The 17,537-nt window shown below is 73.5% G+C and carries 15 protein-coding genes; 4 read left to right on the top strand and 11 right to left on the bottom strand.

Going from position 1 to position 17,537, the window contains the following annotated elements; all coding sequences use genetic code 11:
* The first annotated feature begins 339 nt into the window (after positions 1 to 339).
* Complete coding sequence (locus ACZ4VF_RS28630) at positions 340 to 1,356, top strand: phosphotransferase (protein ID WP_467929666.1); 1,017 nt, start codon at positions 340 to 342, stop codon at positions 1,354 to 1,356.
* 85 nt (positions 1,357 to 1,441) lie between these two features.
* Here ACZ4VF_RS28630 and ACZ4VF_RS28625 read toward each other — a convergent pair whose 3' ends face one another.
* Complete coding sequence (locus tag ACZ4VF_RS28625; protein ID WP_467929521.1) at positions 1,442 to 3,091, bottom strand: protein kinase domain-containing protein; 1,650 nt, start codon at positions 3,089 to 3,091, stop codon at positions 1,442 to 1,444.
* Between the two features lie 343 nt (positions 3,092 to 3,434).
* Here ACZ4VF_RS28625 and ACZ4VF_RS28620 point away from each other — a divergent pair, with 343 nt between their 5' ends.
* On the top strand, positions 3,435 to 5,081 hold the full coding sequence (locus ACZ4VF_RS28620; protein WP_467929520.1) for a protein kinase domain-containing protein: 1,647 nt from the start codon (positions 3,435 to 3,437) through the stop codon (positions 5,079 to 5,081).
* 89 nt (positions 5,082 to 5,170) lie between these two features.
* Here the strand turns inward: ACZ4VF_RS28620 and ACZ4VF_RS28615 are convergent, their stop codons facing one another.
* A complete protein-coding gene (locus tag ACZ4VF_RS28615) occupies positions 5,171 to 5,713 on the bottom strand; it encodes a bacterial proteasome activator family protein (RefSeq protein ID WP_467929518.1) in 543 nt (180 codons plus the stop codon).
* 174 nt (positions 5,714 to 5,887) lie between these two features.
* Here ACZ4VF_RS28615 and ACZ4VF_RS28610 point away from each other — a divergent pair, with 174 nt between their 5' ends.
* Complete coding sequence (locus ACZ4VF_RS28610) at positions 5,888 to 6,625, top strand: hypothetical protein (protein ID WP_467929517.1); 738 nt, start codon at positions 5,888 to 5,890, stop codon at positions 6,623 to 6,625.
* Positions 6,626 to 6,690: 65 nt separating this feature from the next.
* On the opposite strand, the gene ACZ4VF_RS28605 is transcribed toward ACZ4VF_RS28610, so the two are convergent.
* The 7 genes from ACZ4VF_RS28605 to pdhA are packed head-to-tail and all read right to left on the bottom strand — an operon-like array spanning position 6,691 to position 14,702.
* Positions 6,691 to 7,671 carry an NAD(P)H-quinone oxidoreductase gene (locus ACZ4VF_RS28605; RefSeq protein ID WP_467929516.1) on the bottom strand — a complete coding sequence of 327 codons (981 nt, stop codon included), beginning with the start codon at positions 7,669 to 7,671 and terminating at the stop codon, positions 6,691 to 6,693.
* 29 nt (positions 7,672 to 7,700) lie between these two features.
* On the bottom strand, positions 7,701 to 8,798 hold the full coding sequence (locus ACZ4VF_RS28600; RefSeq protein ID WP_467929514.1) for a potassium channel family protein: 1,098 nt from the start codon (positions 8,796 to 8,798) through the stop codon (positions 7,701 to 7,703).
* Positions 8,795 to 10,180 (bottom strand): molybdopterin molybdotransferase MoeA, encoded by a 1,386-nt coding sequence (locus tag ACZ4VF_RS28595; protein ID WP_467929513.1) that lies wholly within the window; start codon positions 10,178 to 10,180, stop codon positions 8,795 to 8,797. The genes ACZ4VF_RS28600 and ACZ4VF_RS28595 overlap by 4 nt, the downstream gene beginning before the upstream one ends.
* Complete coding sequence (locus ACZ4VF_RS28590; protein ID WP_467929512.1) at positions 10,177 to 11,085, bottom strand: NTP transferase domain-containing protein; 909 nt, start codon at positions 11,083 to 11,085, stop codon at positions 10,177 to 10,179. The genes ACZ4VF_RS28595 and ACZ4VF_RS28590 overlap by 4 nt, the downstream gene beginning before the upstream one ends.
* A gap of 46 nt (positions 11,086 to 11,131) precedes the next feature.
* Positions 11,132 to 12,538, bottom strand: coding sequence for a dihydrolipoamide acetyltransferase family protein (locus tag ACZ4VF_RS28585; RefSeq protein ID WP_467929510.1), 1,407 nt, complete (start codon positions 12,536 to 12,538; stop codon positions 11,132 to 11,134).
* Positions 12,538 to 13,542 carry an alpha-ketoacid dehydrogenase subunit beta gene (locus tag ACZ4VF_RS28580; RefSeq protein ID WP_467929508.1) on the bottom strand — a complete coding sequence of 335 codons (1,005 nt, stop codon included), beginning with the start codon at positions 13,540 to 13,542 and terminating at the stop codon, positions 12,538 to 12,540. The genes ACZ4VF_RS28585 and ACZ4VF_RS28580 overlap by 1 nt, the downstream gene beginning before the upstream one ends.
* Positions 13,539 to 14,702 carry a pyruvate dehydrogenase (acetyl-transferring) E1 component subunit alpha gene (gene pdhA / locus ACZ4VF_RS28575; RefSeq protein WP_467929507.1) on the bottom strand — a complete coding sequence of 388 codons (1,164 nt, stop codon included), beginning with the start codon at positions 14,700 to 14,702 and terminating at the stop codon, positions 13,539 to 13,541. The genes ACZ4VF_RS28580 and pdhA overlap by 4 nt, the downstream gene beginning before the upstream one ends.
* A 175-nt stretch (positions 14,703 to 14,877) precedes the next feature.
* Between pdhA and ACZ4VF_RS28570 the strand changes: the two genes are divergently transcribed.
* Entirely contained in the window at positions 14,878 to 15,375 is a 498-nt protein-coding gene (locus tag ACZ4VF_RS28570) for an Lrp/AsnC family transcriptional regulator (protein WP_467929506.1), read from the top strand.
* A 2-nt stretch (positions 15,376 to 15,377) separates the two neighbouring features.
* Here ACZ4VF_RS28570 and ACZ4VF_RS28565 read toward each other — a convergent pair whose 3' ends face one another.
* Positions 15,378 to 15,965: a TetR/AcrR family transcriptional regulator gene (locus ACZ4VF_RS28565; RefSeq protein WP_467929504.1), complete on the bottom strand. Its 588-nt coding sequence runs from the start codon at positions 15,963 to 15,965 to the stop codon at positions 15,378 to 15,380.
* Complete coding sequence (locus ACZ4VF_RS28560) at positions 15,962 to 17,476, bottom strand: 3-hydroxyacyl-CoA dehydrogenase (protein ID WP_467929503.1); 1,515 nt, start codon at positions 17,474 to 17,476, stop codon at positions 15,962 to 15,964. Before ACZ4VF_RS28560 ends, ACZ4VF_RS28565 begins: the two co-directional genes overlap by 4 nt.
* Between the last annotated feature and the right edge of the window lie 61 nt (positions 17,477 to 17,537).

The following is a 17,537-nucleotide window of genomic DNA, read 5'->3' as shown; positions in this document are numbered from 1 at the left end:
ATTTTGCTTGGATTTCCAAGTAAATCGAGGTGGTGTGAAAGCACGCTGGTCACAGCCTCGCGCGTGTCCGGAGCAACCGCACGTTATCCCGCGCACCCAGGTCACGGGAAGACTTTCATGTGAGACTGACCTCGCACACGTAAGCGGAAATTCCGGGTATTTCCGTTCGACGGCCCGCTCGATAACCCGCATGGCCGCGTGCGCTTTCCACGGAAAGCGGAAAAGCCCGTCGCGTGACCGAAAGCGACCATCGACGACTGCGTGTGACAACGCCCAGCTCACAGGGGCCGCGCTTGCCCTACCATCTGGCGCGTGCCGCGCTCATGTGTACCACCCCTGATCCCCCACGCGCCCCCTCTGGGCGCCCTGCTCCGCCTGTACGCCGCAGGAACCGCCCTCACCTGTGAGCCGGTCGACCAGGGCCTCCTGAACCGCGGCTACCGGCTGTGCACCACCAGCGGCCGCTACTTCCTCAAGCACCACTTCGATCCGGACACCGCCGACCCGGCCGCCATCGAACGCCGGCACCGGGCCACCCAGCGCCTCGCCGACCTCGGCGTCCCGGTCCCGCTGCCCTTGGCGCACCGGGAGGGCCGCACGGTCGCCGTCATCGGCGGCCACGCCTACGCCCTGCACCCCTGGATCGACGGCAGGCACCGCCACGGCGGCCAGCTCACCCGCGGGGAGAGCGCACGCCTGGGGGCGCTCCTGGGCGCCGTGCACGCCTGTCTGGAGCGGGTGATGCCGCCCAAGGGGCGCACACGCCCGGCGACGAGCCCGCACCCGGTGGAGAGCGCCGACCCGGCCGACACCTTCGCCCTCATCGACGACCTGCTCGCCCACGTGCGCCGGCACCGGCCCGCCGACGCCTTCGACGAACTCGCCCGGCACCGGCTGCTGGAGCGCCGCGCCCTCCTGGAACAGCACGCGGACCGGCGCCCGCCGCGCGGCGGCTCGGTGGGCTGGGTGCACGGCGACTTCCACCCGTTCAACCTGCTCTACCGGGACGACGCCCCCGCCGCCATCGTGGACTGGGACCGGCTCGGTGTGCAGCCGCGCGCGGAGGAGGCCGTACGCGCCGCCGTGATCTTCTTCGTCCGGCCCGGCGGAACGCTGGACCTGCCGAAAGTGCGTGCCTACGCGCGCGCGTACCGGCGTGCGGCCCGCGCCACGCCCTCGGAGCTGGCGGCGGCCGTGCACCGGGTGTGGTGGGAGCGGCTGAACGACTTCTGGATGCTGCGCTGGCACTACGAGCGCGGTGACACGCGCGCGGACTGCCAGTTCCCGGCCGCGTCGGCGCTCGCCGTGTGGTGGACGCGCGAGTACGACGCGGTGTGCGACGCGTTCGTGGAGTGAGCCGCGTGAGCGGCCGCCGTCACCTCGGGGGCCGGACCGCCCGCATCGCTCAGGGAGAGGCCGGCCCGGTCGCCGTGGGCGTCCTTCAACCGGTGGTGTCGCCGGCCGTGCCCTCGGTCGTGGTGCCCGTGTCCGTACCGCCCGCGTCCGCGCCCCCGGCGTCCGCACCCCCGGTGTCCGTGCCCGCGGTCGTGCCCCCGGGGTCCGTGCCCGCGTCCGTACCCCCGGTGTCGGTGCCGGTGTCGGTCCCGCCGGCCGTCGTGCCCGTGGACTGCGACGGCGTGGTCTGCGGGGTCGACGGCTCGCTGCTCGGGGACGAGGGGGCCGAGCGCGACGGCGTGGACGCCGGCGGCAAGCCGGATCCGGTGCCCGTGCCCGAGCTGCCGTTCTCCGTGGAGGGGTCCGAGGGCTCGCCGGTGTCCTCGTCGGTCGGGGTCGCGGAGGGCGACTTCTCCTTCGTGTCCTTGGAGTGCGTCGACGTCGGCTTGGTGTCCGTGCCGTTGCCGCCGGTGCCGCCCGTGTTCTTCAGCGCCAGCGCGACGCCCGCCGCGATCGCGATCACCGCGAGCACGGCGAGGATCCACAGCTTGCCGCGTCCGCTGCCCTTGTTTCCGTGCCCCTCGAAGCCGCCGTCGTCGCCGTTGCCGTAACCCGCGGGCAGGATCGGCTGCGGGATCTGCGTGGTACCGCCCCCGTCCACGGGGTGCGGCATGACGGTCGTCCCGGCGAAGCCGCCCGCCGGGGTGTTCCGGCCGTCGTGCGCCTGCACCGGGCCGGTGTTCCAGGTGCCGGTGTGGCCGCCCTGGTCGTACAGCATCTGCAGGCCGTACTGGACCAGGCCGCGCATCTCCTCCGCCGTCTGGAACCGGTCGTCGGGGTCCTTGGCGAGGGAGCGCATGACCAGGCCGTCCAGCTCCGGCGGGCAGGTGCCGTCGGCGACCTGCGACGGCGGCACCGGCATGTCCTGGACGTGCTGGTAGACCACCGACAGCGGGGTCTCGCCGGTGAACGGGGGCCGGAGCGCCAGGAGTTCGTACAGCAGGCAGCCCGTGGCGTACAGGTCGGAGCGGTGGTCGACGGCCTTGCCGAGCGCCTGCTCCGGGGAGAGGTACTGCGGGGTGCCCATGACCATGCCGGTCTGCGTCATCGTTGTCGAGGCGCCGTGCAGGGCGCGGGCGATGCCGAAGTCCATCACCTTGACGGCGCCGCTGTCGGTGATGATGACGTTCGCCGGCTTGATGTCACGGTGGACGATGCCGTGCTGGTGCGAGTAGGCGAGCGCCTCCAGCACGCCGGAGACGATGATCAGGGCTTGCTCGGGACCCGGCGCCTCGGCGTTCATCAGCAGGTCGCGGATGGTGCGGCCCTCGACCAGCTCCATGACGATGTACGGCACGGACTGGCCGCCCGCCATGTCCTCGCCGGAGTCGTACACGGCGACGATCGCGTGGTGGTTGAGGCCGGCGACGGACTGCGCCTCACGGGTGAACCGGGCCTTGGAGACGGGGTCCTCGGCCAGGTCGGCGCGGAGCAGCTTGACAGCGACCGTACGGCCCAGACGGACGTCCTCGGCCGCGAACACCTCGGCCATGCCGCCCCGGCCCAGACGGTGCGTGAGCCGGTACCGGCCGTCGCCGACGAGCCCGCCGTTGCCCCACAGCTCCGGCGCGTCCGACATGCCGCCGCCAGTCGCCTCGGGGTCGGACGGGCCCTGAGAGCGCTGCGTCTGTGCCATCAGTCCTCGCCGTCGTTTCTGCCCGCGGTGCGCGCGGTGTTGTCACGGTCTCCGTCGGCCACGCTACAGCCTCCGCGGGCGCCACCGGTTCGGAACGGCAACCGGGACCGACCCGGGACGGACCGGTCATGAAACCCGTAGCACGCGCTGTCGTGCAAATTCTGTGTGCCGCTCGTACACCCCTCGTAACGCTTGCGCGACGCTTCTTGCGCGTACGGTCACGGAACGGGCACCGAGCTTGACGTGTCGGTGCCCTGGGGCAGACTTGGCCGGGAATGACACATTCGATCAAGGCCTGTTCGATGGACGACGGCGCCGGACGGCCAGTGGGGGACGCGGAGAGATGAGCCAGGACGGCGCACACGGCCGGTATGCGGGGCAGGCGCTGGCCGGAGGCCGCTACCAGCTGCGCGACGTGCTGGGCGAGGGCGGTATGGCCTCGGTGCACCTCGCCTACGACGCCGTGCTGGACCGCCAGGTCGCGATCAAGACGCTCCACACCGAGCTCGGCCGGGAACAGGCCTTCCGCGAGCGCTTCCGCCGCGAGGCGCAGGCCGTGGCCAAGCTCACGCACACCAACATCGTCTCCGTCTTCGACACCGGCGAGGACGAACTGAACGGCATGGCGACGCCGTACATCGTCATGGAGTACGTCGAGGGCCGCCCGCTGGGCTCCGTGCTGGAGGAGGACATCCGGCAGTACGGCGCGATGCCCGCCGACAAGGCGCTGAAGGTCACCGCCGACGTGCTCGCCGCCCTGGAGATCAGTCACGAGAAGGGACTGGTCCACCGGGACATCAAGCCGGGCAACGTGATGGTGACCAAGCGCGGCGTGGTCAAGGTGATGGACTTCGGCATCGCCCGCGCCATGCAGTCCGGTGTCACCTCGATGACCCAGACCGGCATGGTCGTCGGCACCCCCCAGTACCTCTCGCCCGAGCAGGCCCTCGGCCGCGGTGTGGACGCCCGCTCCGACCTGTACTCGGTCGGCATCATGCTGTTCCAGCTGGTCACCGGGCGGCTGCCGTTCGACGCGGACTCACCGCTGGCGATCGCGTACGCGCACGTGCAGGAGGAGCCGGTGGCGCCCTCCTCGGTCAACCGCGCGCTGCCGCCCGCCGTGGACGCGCTGGTCGCCCGCGCGCTGAAGAAGAACCCGAACGAGCGCTTCCCGACCGCCGAGTCCATGCGCGACGAGTGCCTGCGGATCGCGGCCTCCTTCCAGGCGGCCCCGCCGAACATCGTGCCGGGCGCCGGTCCGACGCAGAGCGGCGCGGGCGTGAGTTCCGCGGTGTTCCCGCCGGTCGGCCAGGCGCCCCCGGCACCGCACGGGCAGGTCCACACGCCGTACCAGCCGGCCCCGGCCCCCACCCCGGTCCCGAACCCGTACGGCCACCCGACGCCCGCCCCCTCCTACGGCTATCCGCAGCAGGGCGGCTACCAGACGCCCGCCGCGGGGTACGGCCCGCAGACCGCCGTCCCCACCCCGCCGCCGTACACGATCGCGCCGCAGACCGCCGCGCAGCCGGCCGGCCGGCCCGGTGGCCGCAGGAAGCGGCCGGTCGTCGTCGCCGCGGTCGGGATGGCGGTCGTCGTGGTCGCCGGCCTGGTCGTCGCGCTGACGCTGAAGAAGGCCGGCGAGGACATCAAGGGCACCGGCGGATCGAGTGCCTCCGCGTCCGCGTCCCACCGCGCGGGCTACCGCGAGCCGGACCGCAGCCGGACGATCGACAAGTCCAAGTGCACCGACCCGCAGGAGTCCTGGAAGGACCCGAAAAAGATCGAACTGCCCGACTTCCGCTACAAGGACATCAACTCCGTGAAGCAGTGCCTGCAGGCAGCGGGCTGGAAGTGGGACCGCGACGACAAGGACGACAACACCTGGCCCGACGGTGCCGTCCTGCAGCAGTTCCCCGAACAGGGCACCGACGTCGACCCGGACAACGTCGAGATCGAGTTGAGCGTCTCCACGGGCAACCCGCCGCAGTGAGCGGCCCGGACCGGCGGTCCGGGGCATAGGTCGGGCCCGGCGGTCGTCCGCCGGGCCCTTCGTGTGCCGTGACCGGATCGGTTGGGCGGTTACAGGTACGGGCCGCCCGAACGGCCGCCCGCATGGTGGTCGTCGCCGCCCTCCTGGCCGGACACGCCCGGCGGCAGGGCGCGGCGCATCTGCTCCAACTGGGCCCGCGCGGCCATCTGCTGGGCGAACAGCGTCGTCTGGATCCCGTGGAAGAGGCCCTCCAGCCAGCCCACCAACTGCGCCTGCGCGATCCGCAGTTCCGCGTCGCTCGGCGTGGCCTCGTCGGTGAACGGCAGGGAGAGCCGCTCCAGTTCCTCGACCAGCTCGGGCGCCAGGCCGTCCTCCAGCTCCTTCACCGAGCTGGCGTGAATCTCCTTCAGCCGCACCCGGCTGGCCTCGTCGAGAGGAGCCGCACGCACCTCCTCCAGCAGCTGCTTGATCATGCTGCCGATGCGCATGACCTTGGCCGGCTGCTCCACCTGTTCCGTCACCGGGGTCTCACGGGATTCCACGTCCCCGCCACCGCCGAGCGCCATCCCGTCCTGACCCACGACGAGGATCTGGGGATTCTCCGGCGACCGTTCGTTCCTCGGCATCTCCATGCCGCCATTCTCTCGCACGCCACCACCTCATCACCGTGGTGCCCCCTCGTGGGGCTGATCCACCGTTTAGACCCGACGGCCCAATCCGGAATGCCCTCTTCGTCATCGGATGTGAGGCTTATTCCCGTTGGTTTTCCATCGGTCACGACACCTGGGCTCCGGGAGGTCACCGACGTGACTCCACGCCTGCGACACAGACTCCACTGCGTCCCGCTGCTGGTCGTCCTCACGACGGCGGCCCTGCCGGCGTACGGCACCGCCGTCGCGTACGGCGGCCCGCCCGCACGCGTCACGGAGCCGGGTTCCGCCCGCCCGTCCGCCACGGGTGCGGGCCACCGGGGCCGGCGGCCCGACGAGGGCACGGTCCGCGCGGAAGCGGCCCCGCGGGACACCGCTCCGAGCCGCGGACAGCCGCAGCAGAGCCCGCCGGACCGGGACGGCCCCGGCCAGGCGCCTGCCACCGCGGCGGCCCTCGCACACCAGGCCTCGCCGGCCGCCGTACCGATGCCGTCCGACTCCGCCTCGGCGTCGATCCGCCCCTACCGTCCGCTCGCCTCGGTCGAACCGTCCCGGGCGGGCAGCCGGGCCGGCGAGGGACGGATGCGCCCGGGCCGGCCCGACGGGCCCGCGGTGGAGGTGGAGGGCGACGACGACCCGCCTCGCGCCACCCCCGTCGCCCGGCCGAGGGAGCCGGAGGAACCGGAGACCGCCGAGATACCGGGCGCCTCCTCGCCCTCCGAGGAGGCCGGACTCGACCCGGACGGGCGTTCGGCGGAACCCGCCGCCCAGCAGGCGGCCCCGCAGGGCGAGACGGAGCCGGTCCTGCGCATACTCCCGCTGGGCAGCGGTCTGGTCCTCATCGGCCTCGGCCTCGGCCTCGCCCTGCTGGGCCTGAGACTGCGCCGGAGCTGACCGCCCGCACGCCGCTCCACCGGGCCCGCCGCTCCACCGGTCCCGCCGCTCCACCGGTCCCGCCGCTACGGCGCGACCAGCAGCACCTTGCCGACGTGCCCGCTCTCCTCCACCAGCCGGTGTGCCTCGGCCGCCTGCGGCATCGGCACCTCGCGGTCCACGACCGGACGGACGTGCCCCGCGGCCAGCAGGGGCCACACATGCTCGCGCACGGCGGCGACGATGGCGGCCTTCTCGTCCAGCGGACGGGCGCGCAGCGAGGTCGCGCTGATCGCGGCCCGCTTGCCGAGCAGCGCGCCGATGTTCAGCTCGCCCTTCGACCCGCCCTGCATGCCGATGATCGCGAGGCGCCCGTTGACGGCGAGGGCCTGGACGTTGCGGTCCAGGTACTTGGCGCCCATGTTGTCGAGGATGACGTCGGCACCCGCGCCGCCGGTGGCCTGCCTGATCTCCTCGACGAAGTCCTGCTCGCGGTAGTTGATCAGCACGTCGGCGCCCAGCTCGGCGCAGCGGTCGAGCTTCTCCTTCGTGCCGGCGGTCACCGCCACCTTGGCGCCGACGGCCTTGGCCAGCTGGATCGCCATGGTCCCGATGCCGCTGGAGCCGCCGTGGACCAGCAGCGTCTCGCCCGGGCGCAGGTGGGCGACCATGAAGACGTTGGACCAGACGGTGGAGACCACCTCGGGCAGTGCCGCCGCCCGGGTGAGGTCGACGCCCTCGGGCACGGGCAGCAGCTGCCCGGCCGGTACGGCGACCTTCTCGGCGTAACCGCCGCCCGCGAGCAGCGCGCAGACCGGGTCGCCCACGGCCCAGCCGGAGACGCCGGTGCCGAGCGCGGCGATCCGGCCGGAGCACTCCAGGCCGGGGTAGGGGGAGGCGCCGGGCGGCGGGTCGTAGAAACCCTGGCGCTGCAGGACGTCGGCGCGGTTCACGGCGCTGGCCACCACCTCGACCAGTACCTCGCCCTCGCCGGGCACCGGATCGGGGACCTCGGCCCACACCAGCGCCTCGGGACCACCAGGTTCGGGAATCGTGATCGCATGCATGCCCGTGACGCTACTCCCCGGGAGCCCGGTCACTCGTCCGGCAGGGGGCGGGTGTCCGGAGTGACCTGGATTCCGGGGGTGGCGCGGACGATGGTGATGAGCCGGTCCGTCAGCTGGAGGGTGCCGACGGACGGATCGTCGTAACCGAGCACCCGGTGACCGCGTATGACGCTCACGACCAGGTCGTCCGTCTCGCGCGGCTTCCTGCCCACCTCGGCGCGGACCACCGGCCGTTCGACGAGGTCCAGCCCGCTGCCCTGCTGGATGAGGTCCTCCATCACCATGCCGGCGGCGGGGCTGAGCACGGAGAGGCCGAGCAGTCGGCCGGCCGCGCCGGAACTGGTGATGACGGCGTCGGCCCCGGACTGCTTGAGCAGCGGGGCGTTCTCCTCCTCGCGCACCGCGGCCACGATCTTGGCGCTGCGGTTGAGCTGGCGGGCGGTCAGCGTGACGAGGACGGAGGTGTCGTCGCGCTGCGGGGCGACGATGATCTGCCGGGCCCGGTGCACCTCGGCCCGTTTGAGCACGTCACTGCGGGTGGCGTCGCCTACGACCCCGGCGTAGCCCTCCGCGTTCGCCGCGTCGATCGCCTTCGAGCTGGGGTCGACCACGACCACCTGCTCCCTCTTCAGGCCGGTCGCGCAGACGGTCTGGATGGCCGACCGCCCCTTCGTGCCGAAACCGATGACGACGGTGTGGTCGCGCAACGTGGACCTCCAGCGGTTCAGGCGCCACTCCTCACGCGTCCGTTCGGTGAGGACCTCCAGCGTGGTGCCGACCAGGATGATCAGGAACAGCACGCGCAGGGGCGTGATGACGAAGATGTTGGCGAACCGGGCGCCGTCGCTGACCGGGGTGATGTCGCCGTAGCCGGTGGTGGAGAGGGTGACGGTCGCGTAGTAGAACGCGTCGAGCAGGTCGACGGCACCGTCGGCGTTGTCGTGGTAGCCGTCGCGGTCCGCGTAGACGACCATCGCGGTGGCGACCAGCACCACCAGGGCCATGATCAGCCGCTTGAGGACCTGGCGGATCGGGCGCTCCACCACTTTTCTCGGCAGGACCACCCGATGGGTCACCAGGTGGTCCCCCGCTTGGCGGGCTATGGCGTCGTGGCCCGGAAGTTTCACGTGAAACACACCCCGATCCCGCCGGTCGCCCAGGGCAGGTCCAGTAGCTCCGTCTCCTCGCCCTGCCGGGCCCCGCCCGGCGGTACGACGGCCAGCGCGTCGGCGGCGGCGACACCCCGGAGCATGGCCGGGCCGTTGTAGTGCAGCGGGACGGCGTGGTCACCGCGCAGCACCACGGGGACGAGCCGGGTGTCGTACGGATGCCCGTGCACCGCCTCGCGGAGCGGCAGCGTGTACGGCTCGGGGGCGGGGTGGGCCGCGAGCGTCCGCAGCAGCGGTTCGGCGAGGGTCAGCAGCCCGGAGACGGCCGCGAGGGGATTGCCCGGCAGGCCGACGAGGTGCTGGTGGTCCGTGGTGCGGGCCAGCAGCATGGGGTGGCCGGGGCGGACCTTGACGCCGTCGACGAGGAGTTCGGCACCGATGCGCTCCAGGACCGGGTGGACGTGGTCGACGGGTCCGGAGGCGGTGCCGCCCGTGGTGACGATCAGGTCGGCGTCGGAGCGGGTGACCGCCTTGTGCAGCGCCCGGGCGTCGTCGCCGATCCGGCGCACGGCGAGGACGTCGGCGCCGAGCGCGCGCAGCCACGGCGGCAGCATGGGACCGAGGGCGTCCCTGATCAGCCCGTCGTGCGGCAGCCCCTCGGTCAGCAGCTCGTCGCCGAGCACGAGGACTTCGGCGCGGGGCCGGGGGACGACGGTGACCGCGTCGTAGCCGGCCGCCGCGGCGAGGCCCAGGACGGCGGGGGTGACCAGGGTGCCGACGGGCAGCAGCTGGTCCCCGCTGCGGCACTCCTGGCCGCGGGGGCGGATGTCCTGGCCGTGGAGCATCTCGCGGGTGGTGTGCAGGCGGCCCTGGGCGTCGATCCGGCCGTGCTCGGTGCGCAGGACGGCGGTGGTGTCGGCGGGGATGCGGGCGCCGGTGGCGATACGGACCGCCTCGCCGTCGGTGAGCGGCTCCGGCTGCGCGTGCCCGGCCAGCACGCCCTCCTCCCGTACCTGCCAGGGGCCGGGACCGGCGACCGCCCAGCCGTCCATCGCGGAGGTGTCGAAGGAGGGCAGGTCGGTGAGCGCGTCGAGCGGGGCGGCCAGGGCCCGGCCCAGGGCGTCGGCGAGCGGTACGGAGGCGGGGGCGCGGCGCACGCGGGAGCGGGCGGCGCGGGCGGCGGTCTCCCGGGCCTGGGGCCAGGGGGTGGCCCGGTGCCGCTCGGCGGGCTGCTCGGCGGACGTCTGCGGGGCGGGCGCGGACGCCCGGCCGGAACCGTCGCCCGCGCCGTCGTCCCGGGCCTCCCCGCGGGGTTCCCTCACCAGGGCCAGGGCCTCCTCGACGTCGAGGTCGTCGGTGTCTTCGGCGGGCGCCTCGGCCCGGGTGCCGGGGGCGGTCATCCGGCGTCCGGGGCGCTCGGGCCCCCGCTGCTCGCATCCCTGTCCGCGGCGTCCTCTTCCTCCCAGCGCAGGGCCAGCGCGGTGGCCTTGCGGGCGGCCTCGGCGACGGCCTCCGGACCGCCTCCGGCCCGCGCCGCGGCGTAGCCCACGAGGAACGTGGTCAGCGGGGCCGCGGGGCGGGCCACGCCGTGGGCGGCGTCACGGGCCAGGTCGAGCAGGACGCCGGTGTCGACGTCCAGGTCGATGCCGAGCTCGTCCTTGACTGCGGAGATCCATTCATCCAACACGTGCCCATGCTCCCTGATCCGTGCCCTGGCGTCGGCGATGTCGTCCCAGGTGTCGCAGTCGAAGGACGCGAGCGGGTCCGGGACGCGGGTGAGCGTGAGGGCGCCGGTGAGCCGGCGCAGGGGGAGCCCGGCGAGGCCGTCGTGCGCGGCGGCGAGGGCGGCCAGCTCGCGGCGCAGGGCGGCGGTGCGGTAGACGGCGACGAGGGGCTGGTCGCGGCCGTCGGTGTCGGTGAGCAGCGCGCCGTCGGCGCCGGTGTCCTGAACGGCGGTCAGCAGGTGCCGGAGGGTGGCCGCCCGGAGGAAGGGCAGGTCGGCGGAGAGGACGACGGTGTGCGCGGCCGTCGTGAGCCGGAGACCGGCCTGCAGCGCGGCGACCGGCCCGCCGCCGGGCGGCTCCTCGCGCGCCCAGCGCACCGGCCGGGCGGTGGGCCGGGGCGCGGCCACGACGACGGTCGTCGCCGCGCCGGCGCAGGCCCCCAGGACCCGGTCGAGCAGCGCGCGTCCGCCGACCCTGAGGCCAGGCTTGTCGGCCCCGCCGAGCCGCCGGGCGGCACCGCCGGCCAGTACGACGGCGTCGTACGGGGCGGGTGTCGCGGCGGCGGGCGCGCTCTCGGTCACCCTCCGAGTATGTCCTGTGGCTTCCTTCCTCCGGACCCGGCGTGGGTCACAGGGTGCGCAGCAGCACCGCCGGCTGTTCCACGCAGTCCGCCACATACCGCAGGAAGCCGCCCGCCGTGCCGCCGTCGCACACCCGGTGGTCGAAGGTGAGCGAGAGCTGGACGACCTGGCGGACGGCCAGCTCGCCCTCGTGGACCCACGGTTTGGGGATGATGCGGCCGACGCCCAGCATGGCCGCCTCCGGGTGGTTGATGATCGGGGTGGAGCCGTCGACGCCGAAGACCCCGTAGTTGTTCAACGTGAAGGTCCCGCCGGTGAGCTCCCCCGGGGTGAGCGTTCCCGCCCGGGCGGACTCGGTGAGCCGGGCGAACTCGGCGGTCAGGGACTCGGCGGCGCGCGCGTGGGCGTCCCGGACGACGGGCACGACCAGGCCGCGTTCGGTCTGGGCGGCGAACCCGAGGTGGACCTGGTCGAGCCGGACGATCTCGCGGGCCTCGGTGTCGACGGACGCGTTCAGTTCGGGGAACCGGGCCAGGGCGGCCGTGCAGATCCGGGCGAGCAGGGCGAGCAGGGAGATCTTCGGTCCGCCCGCGGCGTTCATGGCGGTGCGCGCACGCATGAGTTCGGTCGCGTCGGCGTCGACCCAGCAGGTCGCGTCCGGGATCTCCCGGCGGCTGCGGGAGAGCTTGTCGGCGACGGCACCGCGCACGCCCTTGAGCGGGACCCGGACTCCGCCCTCGCCCCGCGGGGCCGCCGCGGGGGTGGGTACGGCCCGCTCCCCGGCCGCCGGCCCCGCCGCCAGGGGTGCCCCTACGACCGGTTCCCCTGCCGTGCGGGTCGTCGCGGCCCCGGTCCGCAGCGCGTCCTCGACGTCCGCGCGCAGGATGAGCCCGTCCGGTCCGGAGCCGGTCAGTCCGCGCAGGTCGACGCCGTTGTCCCGGGCGAGCTTGCGCACGAGCGGGGAGATCACCGGGACCGGCCCCTCCGCCGACGCGGGAGCCTGCGGCACCGCCGGTGTCGCCGCGGGTGCCGGTGCGGGTGCCGGTGCGTGCACGCGCGCGTGAGGGGCCGCAGAGGCGGTCCCGGGCCGCCGTGCCTGCCCGTCGACGCCGGCCGTGCCCGCCCGGACCCTTCTGCGGCGGGCCGCCGGGGCCTGGGTGCCGTAGCCCACCAGGACGTTGCCGGAGCCCTCGGGCTCCGCCGCCGGCTCGCCGACGGCGACCGTCAGGAGCGGGGCGCCCACCGGAAGTTCGGTGCCCTCCTCACCGAAGCGGGCGGTGACGACACCGCCGTAGGGGCAGGGCACCTCGACCATCGCCTTGGCCGTCTCGACCTCGACCACCGGCTGGTCGATGGCGACCACGTCACCGACCTTGACCAGCCAGCGGACGATCTCCGCCTCGGTGAGCCCCTCACCGAGGTCGGGCAGCTTGAACTCCAGCACCTGAGCCATCAGCCCTGGGCCTCCCACTGCAGCCGGGCCACGGCGTCCAGGATGCGGTCGACGCCGGGCAGGTGGTGCCGCTCCAGCATGGGCGGCGGGTACGGGATGTCGAAGCCGGCCACGCGCAGCACCGGCGCCTCCAGGTGGTGGAAGCAGCGCTCGGTGACGCGGGCCGCGATCTCGCCGCCCGGCCCGCCGAAGCCGGTGGACTCGTGGACGACGACGGCGCGGCCGGTGCGCCGGACGGCCGCGCAGACCGTCTCGTCGTCGAACGGCACCAGTGAGCGCAGGTCGACGACCTCCAGGTCCCAGCCCTCGGCCCGGGCGGCCTCGGCGGCCTCCAGGCAGACCGGCAGCGAGGGGCCGTAGGTGATGAGCGTGGCGCTGGTGCCGGGCCGCCGGACCACCGCGCGGCCGATGGGCTCGACGTCCGTCGGCTGCTCGGGGTTCCAGCTGTCCTTCGACCAGTACAGCCGCTTGGGCTCCAGGAAGACGACCGGGTCGTCGGAGGCGATGGCCTGGCGCAGCAGCCCGTAGGCGTCGGCGACGGTGGCCGGGGTGACGACGTGCAGGCCCGGCGTGGCGATGTAGTAGGCCTCGGAGGAGTCGCTGTGGTGCTCGACGCCGCCGATGCCGCCGCCGTAGGGGACGCGGACGGTGATCGGCAGGGGCATCCGGCCGCGCGTGCGGTTGCGCATCCGGGAGACGTGGCTGATCAGCTGCTCGAACGCCGGGTAGGCGAAGGCGTCGAACTGCATCTCCACCACCGGCCTGAGGCCGTACATGGCCATGCCGACGGCGGTGCCGAGGATGCCGGCCTCGGCGAGCGGGGTGTCGGTGCACCGGTCCTCGCCGAACTCCTTGGCGAGGCCGTCGGTGACCCGGAAGACCCCGCCGAGGGTGCCGACGTCCTCGCCCATGACGTGCACGGTGGGGTCGGCGGCCATCGCGTCGCGCATCGCGCGGGTGAGGGCCTGTGCCATGGTGGCGGGCTTGACGGCGACGGTGGTCATCGGGCGCCGCCTTCCGGCGTGCCGGGCTCGCCGTGCTGCTCCTGCTCGGCCTCCAGCTCGGCGCGCAGCAGGGCCCGCTGCTCGCGCAGTTGCGGAGTGCTCTCGGCGTAGACGTGGTCGAAGAGGTCCATGGGATCGAGGTCGGGGTCCTGGTTCATGCGGTCGCGCAGGGCGGCGGCCATCGTCTCGGCGTCCTGCCGGGCCGCCTCGATGCCGGCCTGGTCGAGCAGGCCGCGGGTGGTCAGTTCGCGTTCCAGCAGGTCGATCGGGTCGTGGGCACGCCAGGCCTCGACCTCGGAGTCACCGCGGTACCGGGTGGCGTCGTCGGCGTTGGTGTGGGCGTCGATGCGGTACGTCACCGCCTCGACCAGGGTGGGGCCGCCACCCGCGCGGGCGCGGCGCACGGCGTCGCCGAGAACCTCGTGCACGGCCGCGGCGTCGTTGCCGTCGACCAGCCGGCCCGGCATGCCGTACCCGACGGCCTTGTGGGCCAGGGAGGGGGCGGCGGTCTGCTTGGCGAGCGGCACGGAGATGGCGAAGCCGTTGTTCTGCACGAGGAAGACGACCGGTGCCTGCCAGACGGCGGCGAAGTTCAGCGCCTCGTGGAAGTCGCCCTCGCTGGTGCCGCCGTCGCCGACCATGGCGAGCGCTACCACGTCGTCGCCCTTGATGCGGGCGGCGTGCGCGAGCCCGACGGCGTGCGGCAGCTGGGTGGCGAGCGGGGTGCTGAGCGGGGCCACCCGGTGGGCGTGGGGGTCGTAGCCGCTGTGCCAGTCGCCGCGCAGCAGGGTGAGCGCGTCGGCGGGGTCCACGCCCCGGGCGACGACGGCGAGCGTGTCGCGGTAGCTGGGGAAGAGCCAGTCGCGCTCCTCCAGGACCAGGGCCGCGGCGACCTCGCAGGCCTCCTGGCCGGTGCTGGACGGGTAGACGGCGAGCCGGCCCTGTTTGGTGAGCGCGGTGGCCTGCGTGTTGTAGCGGCGGCCGCGCACCAGCTGGGCGTACAGCCGGCGCAACAGACCGGGGTCGGCCTTCCCGGCCGCCTCGGTGCCGAGGACGCGGTAGGGCTCGGCGTCGGGCAGCAGCGGCGCGGGGTCCATACGGGGCTGCCAGGCGGGCGGCGGCGATGGCCGGTACGCGCCCCGCTGCTCCAGAACCGTCATGACGGCACCTCCTCGTGGGAGCGGCTACGGGAGGCGTGTCGGCTGTGACCCGCCTCACCAACCGATTGTTCGGTCGCCGACACATTTTGGCTACAGGCACCTCAAGGCTGTGGACAAACGGTTCTCCACAGCCTGCAATGAACGCAGGACGTCCACGGCGAGGAAGCGGGGGGACATGGGCCCTGAACAAATGGCCGACGGGTCGCAGGACGGTGCCGCGCCGCCGCCCCGTCCGCTGGACGTCATCGACCAGGACATCCTGCGCATCCTCCAGGCGGACGGCCGCGCCTCGATACGGTCCGTCGCCGAACGCGTCCACGTCTCGCGCGCCAACGCCTACGCGCGCATCAACCGGCTCGTCGAGGACGGGGTGATCCGGGGCTTCAGCGCGCGCGTGGACCACGAGCGGGCCGGCCACGGCACCTCGGCGTACATCACGCTGAAGATCGTCCAGAACAGCTGGCGCACGGTCCGCGAGCAGCTCAGGCAACTGCCCGGCGCCTCCCACATCGCCCTGGTGGGCGGCGACTTCGACGTGCTGCTGCTGGTGCACACGCCCGACAACCGCACGCTGCGGGAACTGGTGCTGACCCGGCTCCAGGCCATCCCCGAGGTGCTCAGCACCCGCACCCTGCTGGTGTTCGAGGAGGAGGACCTGGAGCCGGACAGCTGAGGTCAGCCCTGGCGCAGCCCCGCGAAGACCAGCCTGACCACGGCGTCGGCCACCTCCCGGTCGCTCGCGCCCCGCGCCTCCGGCCGGTACCACTCCACGATGGAGTTGATCATTCCGAAGACCAGCCGGGTGGCCAGCCGCACCTCCACGTCACCGCGTACGTCCCCGTCGGCGGCCGCCGCCTTCAGCAGCTCCGCGACCCGGTGGTCGAAGTCGCGGCGCCGCTCCAGCGCCCACCGCTCGGTCTCGGTGTTGCCGCGCACGCGCAGCAGCAGCGTCACGTAGGGCAGCTCGGCTATGAGCACCTCGACCATGCGGCGCACCACGTGCTCCAGCCGGTCGACGGACCGCCCCCCGCGCGCGTGCTCCTCCTCCAGGATGGCGAACAGCCCGTCCAGCGCGCGGCTGACGGCCCGGCGCAGCAGCTCCTCCTTGCCGCTGACGTGGTGGTAGATGGACGACTTGGAGATGCCGGCCGCCTTGGACAGGTGCTCCATGGAAGTGCCGTCGTAGCCGCGCTCGTTGAAGACCCGTACGGCGACCGAGAGCAGCGTCTCGGGGGTGTACGTGTCGCGTCTGGCCGTGGTCATGGGGTGCCCTCCCGCTTGTCCTGGGCGTACGAGTGGCGGTAGAGCGCCAGGGAAGGCGCGTAGCGGCCGGAGGGGTCGCGCTCGTGCAGCTCGTCCAGCAGTTCGTGGGCCCAGGCGCGGGGGAGGCCGCGGCTCCACTCGAAGGGCCCGAGCGGGTAGTTGACGCCGAGGCGCATCGCGGTGTCGATGTCCTCCTCGGTGGCGACTCCCTTGGCGACGGCGTCATGGGCGAGGTCGATGATCCGGGCGACCGTACGGGCGACGATCATCCCGGGGACGTCGCCGATGACGCTGACCTTCTTGCCGAGCGCCTGGAAGAGGCCGGTGGCCTCGGCGAGGGTCTGCGGCAGGGTGTCCTGGGCGGCGGACAGGGCGATGCGGGTGGCCTTGCGGTAGTCCAGGGCGAGGTCGAAGTAGACGACGTCGCGGAACTCCACGGAGGTCTGGCCGTCGGCGAGGACCAGCTGGCCGCCGCTGGGCAGCACCAGGCGGGTGCCGCCGTCCTCGTCCTCCTCGCGGACCGTGATGCCCGCCTCCCGGATCATCGCCAGCAGCTCGGCCGCGGCGCCCAGGTCGCCCTCGGCGACGACGTAGGCGGGCGGCTGCTCCTGGTCGGCGGTGTGCGGCTCGGGCCGCTCGGCGCCCTCGGCGTAGTCGTACCAGCCGCGCCCGCTCTTGCGGCCGAGCCGGCCGGACTCCACCAGCCGCCGCTGGGACAGCGAGGGGGTGAAGCGCACGTCCTGGAAGAAGGACTGCCACACCGAGTGGGTGACGGACTCGTTGACGTCCTGGCCGATCAGGTCGGTCAGCTCGAAGGCGCCCATCCGGAAACCGCCCGACTCGCGCAGGACCGCGTCGATGGTCGCGGGGTCGGCGGCCTGGGCCTCGTGGACCGCGAACGCCTCCGCGTAGAAGGGCCGGGCGATGCGGTTGACGATGAAGCCCGGGGTGTCCGCACAGGCCACCGGGGTCTTGCCCCAGGCCCGCGCGGTCTCGTACGCGCGCGTGGCCGACGTGACGTCGGTGGCGAACCCGGAGACCACCTCGACCAGCGGCAGCAGCGGCGCCGGGTTGAAGAAGTGCAGGCCGACGAAGCGTCCGGGGTGGCGCAGGGCGCCGCCGATGGCCGTCACCGACAGCGAGGAGGTGTTGGTGGCGAGCAGGCAGTCCTCTCCGACGATGTCCTCCAGCTCGCCGAAGAGCTGCTGTTTGACGTCCAGCCGCTCCAGGACGGCCTCCACGACGAGCCCGCAGCCGGCCAGCTCGGCGAGGCTGTCCACGGGCTCCAGGCGGGCGCGGGCGGCGTCCCGGTCGGCTTCGGTGAGCCGGTCCTTGGCCACGAGCCGGTCGAGGCGGGCGCCGATCGCTTCGACCGCGTCCCGGGCCCGGCCGGGAACGGTGTCGTACAGCCGTACGGGGTGGCCGGCGACCAGCGCGACCTGGGCGATTCCCTGGCCCATGGTGCCGGTCCCGACGACGGCCACGGGGTTGCTGAGGTCGAGAGCTGTCATGTGCGCGATCCTCCCGCACGGGGTTTTCCACAGATGCGGCGGACCCCCTTGTACCGACCGA

Source organism: Streptomyces sp. NPDC029151 (genome assembly GCF_055564315.1).
The sequence above is the reverse complement of the archived record's forward strand: the minus strand, read 5'-3'. Positions and strand labels throughout refer to the sequence as shown.